Source organism: Streptomyces calidiresistens (assembly GCF_014141525.1).
GTDB classification, from domain to species: domain Bacteria; phylum Actinomycetota; class Actinomycetes; order Streptomycetales; family Streptomycetaceae; genus Streptomyces; species Streptomyces calidiresistens.
The window spans coordinates 1-6105 of the sequence record NZ_VKHS01000293.1; the positions used below are offsets into that span (position 1 = coordinate 1).

The 6105-nt window shown below is 74.4% G+C and carries 3 protein-coding genes; 2 read left to right on the plus strand and 1 reads right to left on the minus strand.

What is annotated here, in order from left to right; all coding sequences use genetic code 11:
* Positions 1–80: 80 nt before the first annotated feature.
* Positions 81–2474 (minus strand): ATP-binding protein, encoded by a 2394-nt coding sequence (locus tag FOE67_RS13635; protein WP_194444247.1) that lies wholly within the window; start codon positions 2472–2474, stop codon positions 81–83.
* 494 nt (positions 2475–2968) lie between these two features.
* On the opposite strand from FOE67_RS13635, the gene FOE67_RS13640 reads away from it, so the two are divergent.
* Positions 2969–4342 carry an ABC transporter ATP-binding protein gene (locus FOE67_RS13640; protein WP_182664020.1) on the plus strand — a complete coding sequence of 458 codons (1374 nt, stop codon included), beginning with the start codon at positions 2969–2971 and terminating at the stop codon, positions 4340–4342.
* Between the two features lie 239 nt (positions 4343–4581).
* Positions 4582–5940 (plus strand): 4-aminobutyrate--2-oxoglutarate transaminase, encoded by a 1359-nt coding sequence (gene gabT / locus FOE67_RS13645; RefSeq protein WP_182664021.1) that lies wholly within the window; start codon positions 4582–4584, stop codon positions 5938–5940.
* Positions 5941–6105: the final 165 nt, after the last annotated feature.

The following is a 6105-nucleotide window of genomic DNA, read 5'->3' on the forward strand; positions in this document are numbered from 1 at the left end:
GGGATCCACCGGACGGGGGACGGCGGGCGGGCCCGGCCGTTCATCCGCAACGGTACCGCCCGGGCCCGGGGGAATGCCGGTCAGTCGCCCAGCCGGACCAGGATCGGCGGGCCGCTCTCCCCCTCCGTGCCGGTGACCGAGAGCACCGCGTGCCGGGGTGGCAGCCGGTGGGCCAGTTCGGAGGCGGGCCACCGCTCCCGTTCCACCCTCCGCACGGTGACCGTCTCGGTGGTCGTCTCCCGCCCCGTGAACAGCCGCCGGACGCCGCGCACGGTTCGTCTGACCGCCCCGCCGGTGCGGTCCGGGGCACGGGTGACGTCCCGGTCCTCGGTCCACTCCTTGCCCCAGGCCCGGGCGAAGTGCTCCCCGTCCCAGGTGGTGACGCCGGAGAGGGCCATCCGGCAGCCGACGGTGCCGAGCAGGGCGGGCCGCAACGGCTCGGGCACCTCGTCGAGGGAGCGCAGCGCCAGGACCGCCCCGGCCCCGGCCGGCCGCAGCCGGGCCAGGGCCCGCACGGTGCCGGGGGTCAGCGCGGAGGCGGCGTCGTCCAGCACGATGCAGGCGAAGAGGGTCCGGTCCGGGCGCCGACCGACGGCGGAGGCGAAACGGGTCAGCAGGAGGCGGACGATGATCCGGCCGGCCTCGGCGTGGCCACCGGCGGGCAGGTCCACCCGCACGCGCAGCGGACGGTCCGGCGCCCCCACCGCGAACGCCGGCGGACGCCGCGCCGGGTCCGCCGGGCCCGCCAGGCCGGCGCGTTCCAGCAGTCCCAGCCGATCGGCCAGACGACGGCCGATGTCGTCGGGGCGTTCGGCCTGCCGCGCACGCACCGCCAGATCCCGCTGGTGGGCGCGCTCGCCGGCACGGCCGAGGTCGTCGTGCAGCGTGTTGAGCAGGGCACCGGCCCCGTCCAGCAGGGCGCGCAACTCCGGCACCCCGGGGAAGTGTCCGTAGGCGGCACGGTAGGGGCCGATGAGCTGGGCGAGGGCGACGGCCGCCTCCTCGGGGTCGTCCCGACCGGCGCCCGTCAGCGCCTCGGCGAGCAGGGCGGCGGCCTCGTCGGTGTCCTCGCATCCGCCCCAGATGTCGAGCAGGTACGGCGAGTCGGGGTCCCCCACCCGGATGATCACGTCGAAGGCGTCGTCGGCCCCGAGCCCCGCGCCGGCCGCCCCGACGGCGACGACGGTCGCCCGACCGGCGAGGGCACGCAGGCACAGCGCCTCCACCACCGGGCGGATCACCCGGCCGGTCTTGCCTGAGCCGGGGGGGCCGACCGCCACCAGGGAGGTGCCCAACACCCCCGGATCGAGGGCGACGGCCTCGCCGCGGTGGCCGTGGGGGTTGCGTTCGTCGGCGACGGCACGGCCGAGGAGCACCTGTCCGGTGAGCAGGTCGTGGCGGGCGGTGCGTGCCGGCAGGTCCCGGGCCCCGGAGGGGTGGGGCAGCGCGCCGGCCCCGTCGGCCTCGACGGCGGCGGCGAAGGCGTCGCGGGCCCCGGGCACGGCGCGGGCCCGCCGCCACAGTTCGGTGAGACGGACGTGGTCCACGTCGTTCATGGCACCGGACAGGGCGTCCGCCCGGAGGCGGTCGGCGGCCCGGGGGTAACCGGCCTCGCGGAGTTCGTCCCAGCGGGTGGGGTCGGGGAGCGGCGCGCCATCGGCGTCCCGGGCCCCCTTCCCCCGGGCGGTATCGCCCCACAGGCGGCGGGCGACGTCGCGCCATCCCCCGAGGAGGGCCGCGACGGCCAGCAACAGCGCCGTCCACAGCGCGTAGTGGATGTTGTAGGCGACGACGTAGGCCGTGGTGTCGCCGTCCTCCCACCAGGAATCGGGGACCACCGCCCACAGAGGTTCCAACCAGAAGAGCCAGACCCCTCCGAAGCTCAACCCCCAGGCCCACGCGCCGGCCAGGAGGGCCGCGACGGCCCGGCGGGTCCGGGCGACCGGCAGCGGGGGGGTGCCGGCCGGTATCCGCGACAGGCGGAGCACGCCGGGACGCACCCGGCGCCACACGCGCGGCCAGTTGCCGATCCGTCCGAACACCCATGCCAGGAGGACCGCGAAGAGGACGTAGTAGGCGTAGGTGGCGGTGACGTGCAGGCGGGTGCCGCGCCAGGCGTCGGTGGTGACCCATTCCAGCGGCCACAGCCAGATCCGGATGTAGCCGTTCCAGCACAGCGACCACACCAACAGGGCGCCGAGCAGGGCGAGCAGCGCTCCGCCGAAAAGTTCGCGGTCCCCCATGGCGTCGGGGTCCTCGTCCGGTTTGGGGACCCGGCCCTCGCGCCACACTCCGGGCGGGGAGGGCGGACGGGGCGTGAGGAGCCAGCCGGCGAGGCCGGGAGCCGGCGGGGTGTCCTCGCCGGCGCGGGGCCCGGGGACGGCGGGCACGCCGGGCCGGCGGGCGGGTGACGGGCCGGTCGTGGACCCACCGGGATCGGGGTGGTGGCCGTACCGCGTTCCGTCCGTGCTCATTCCGTGCCCCCTGCCCGGGCCCGTCCGCCCGTGCCGCGTCGTCCGCCCGAGGTGGTGCGGCCGACGCGCGCGCCGGTCCGCATCGTTGATCACCCAAATGTACGTGCCCGGGCGGTCTCCCGGGATGGTTCCCGACCCCAACACGCGGTACGGACGGGGGTGATGGACCGTCGGGGGGTGGGACGAACACCGCCCGGGGTCCGGGAGGTTGTCCCGGTCCGGTCCGGACCGCCGGGGCACGGGAGGAAGGGCACGCCTCCGACACGAATACGGGGCCCGCGTGACGGACACGGGGGAAGGGGAAGCGTGGTGGAGGTGGGACGGAGGTGAAGTGGAGGGATTCCCGGGACGACCGGAGGAAAAGCCGCGACGAGGGATCAGGGGAATCCTTCATCCCATATGACGCGAAGGATCCCGCCGAAACCGTTCCGTCACGGGTTCGACTGCGCTACGTTCCAGCGGCATCGGCAACGTCGCCTGCACCTGGTGGATCGATGACACGCGCCATATCCCTGCAAGACGTCTCCAAGGTCTACCCGCGCTCCATCCCCGCGGTGGACCGCTTCTCGCTCGACATCGCGCCCGGCGAGTTCGTGGTCCTCCTCGGTCCCTCGGGCTGCGGGAAGTCCACCGTGCTGCGGTTGATCGCCGGGCTGGAGGACCCCACGTCCGGGGAGGTGCTCCTGGACGGCGAGCCGGCGACCGACCTCTCCCCCGGGGACCGTCGGCTGGCGATGGTCTTCCAGCACTACGCGCTGTACCCCAACATGACGGGGCGGGGGAACATGGAGTTCCCCCTCCGCATGGAGCACGGCGGGGGCGACCACCACCGGCGCATCGAGTCCACCGCGCGCATGTTGGGCATCCGCGAGCTCCTGGACCGTCTCCCCGCGCAGATGTCCGGCGGGGAGCGTCAGCGGGTCGCCATGGGCCGGGCGATCGTGCGCCGTCCGAGCACCTTCCTGATGGACGAGCCCCTCTCCAATCTCGACGCCAAGCTCCGCAACCGGCTGCGGGCCGAGATCGCCGCCCTCACCCACCAGCTGGGGGTGACCACCGTCTACGTGACCCACGACCAGGCCGAGGCGATGTCCCTGGGTGATCGGGTGGTGGTCATGCGCGACGGCGTGATCCAACAGGCCGGTCCGGCGCGCGAGGTCTACCACCTGCCGACCAACGTGTTCGTCGCCGCCTTCGTGGGCACACCCCGGATCAACCTGCTGCGGGCCAGGGTGCTGGCGCCGCTGGGCGGGCGGATGAGTCTGGACTTCGGGGCGCAGAAGATGCTCCTGCCCGAACCGTTGAGTCCGGACCACCAGATGCTGCGCATCCAGATGGGGCGCGAGCTGACCGTGGGCCTGCGATCGGAGGCCGTGCGCATCGCCCCGCCGCGGTCGATGCGCCCTTCCGAGGCGATGCTGCAGGGCGTGGTCAACCACGTGGAGTTCCAGGGTCACGAGTCCCTGGTGCACGTCGGCATCGGCGGGGAGCCGGCGGATGTCGGGGCCCTGGAGTCGCCACGGCGTGCCGGGAGTCGGCAGCGGCGCAACGGCACCGCCCCCGGTGCCCTGGGCCGCCTGCGCCGGTTCTCGCGGCGTTCCGCCCCGACCGGGCGCGGGAGGTCCACCGGCGCGGCGGGGGCGGCGACGGCCGTCGACACCCTGGAGCGGCCCGCACCGGACGGGGACGTGACGGCCCCGGTCGAACGGATCGCCGCGAATCTGGTGGTGCGCACCTCCGCCGATGTGCAGCCCCGTCTCGGCGAGCGGGTGCCCCTACTCATCGACCTCGATCGCCTCTACGTGTTCGACGCGACGGGTGAGCGCATCTGCCCGGCACCGACCCACGTGCCCGGCCTGGACCGCTGAGGAGGGGGCCGTCGGGGCGGGACTGTCCCCGATGGCCAAGACGGACGGGTGAGTGCGCCGTGGCGGTGCATGCCCGGCACGGTCGGCCGGACCTAGCCTGCGGAAGAGGAAGCCGAACGCCCCGGAGCGCCACCGTCCGCCGCGCCCCGACCCCGTTCGCCCCCCGCTCCGGCCGGGGAGGCGCCGGCCGGTCGCGGGCCCCGGGCGGTGCCGCTCCTCGTGCCCGAGGAGTGCGCCCCATGACCACCACCACCGCCCCCGTCGGGGGCCCCACCGTTCCCCAGGAGCGCCGCGTCGTCACCGAGATCCCCGGCCCGCTCTCCAGGGAGATGTGGGAACGCAAGCGGGCCGCCGTCGCGGACGGTGTCGGCGCGGTGCTGCCGGTGTTCGTCTCCCGTGCCGGCGGCGGCATCGTGGAGGACGTGGACGGCAACGCCCTGATCGATCTGGGTTCCGGCATCGCGGTCACCTCGGTCGGCAACAGTGCCGAGGCGGTGGTGCGACGGGCCGGCGAGCAGTTGGGCCGCTTCACCCACACCTGCGCCATGGTCACCCCCTACGACGGTTACGTCGAGGTGTGCGAGGAACTGGCCCGGCTGACCCCGGGCGACCACGCCAAGAAGTCCGCGCTGTTCAACTCCGGCGCGGAGGCCGTGGAGAACGCCGTGAAGATCGCGCGCTACCACACCCGGCGTCAGGCCGTCGTGGTCTTCGAGCACGGCTACCACGGGCGCACCAACCTGACGATGGCGCTGACCGCGAAGAACATGCCCTACAAGCACGGTTTCGGTCCGTTCGCCCCCGAGATCCACCGGGTACCGGTGGCCTACCCCTACCGCTGGCCGACCGGACCGGAGCACTGCGCGGAGGAGGCCGCCGCGCTCGCGATCGAGCGGATCGTCAAGGAGGTCGGGGCGGAGAACACCGCCGCCGTCCTCATCGAGCCGCTGCTGGGCGAGGGCGGGTTCATCGAGCCGGCACCGGGCTTCCTGCCCCGGATCGCGGAGTTCGCCCGGGAGCACGGCATCGTCTTCATCGCCGACGAGATCCAGAGCGGCTTCTGCCGCACCGGTGACTGGTTCGCCTGCGACCACGAGGGCATCGTGCCGGACCTGATCACCACCGCCAAGGGCATCGCCGGCGGTCTGCCGCTGGCGGCGGTCACCGGTCGGGCGGAGATCATGGATTCGGTCCACTCCGGTGGCCTGGGCGGCACCTACGGCGGCAACCCCGTCGCGTGCGCCGCCGCGCTCGGTGCCATCGAGACGATGCGCGGCATGGACCTCAACGCCCGGGCCCGGCGGATCGAGGAGGTCATGAAGCCGCGGCTGCGGGACATGGCCGAGCGCTTCGGGGTGATCGGCGAGGTGCGCGGGCGCGGCGCGATGCTGGCGGTGGAGCTCGTGCGACCGGGCGGCACGGAGCCGAACCCGGAGGCGACCGCCGCCGTGGTCCGGCACTGCCACGCCAACGGCGTACTGGTGCTCAGCTGCGGTACGCACGGCAACGTCCTGCGGTTCCTGCCGCCCCTGGTGATCGGCGAGGATCTGCTGTCCGAGGCGCTGGACGTCCTGGAGGAGGCGTTCGCCGCTCTGTGAGCCGGCCGCTCCCGTCCCCGACCGACGGTGAGGATGTACGTGAGCGTTCCCCGGCCCGCCGGCCGGGGGCGGGGGCCCACCGCCGCCGAAGCGGAGGCCGGGCGGCCGGAAGACGGGGCGGTGTGCGGATGGTGTGGGGGGAGCGTGCACCGCCCTCCCGCGGCC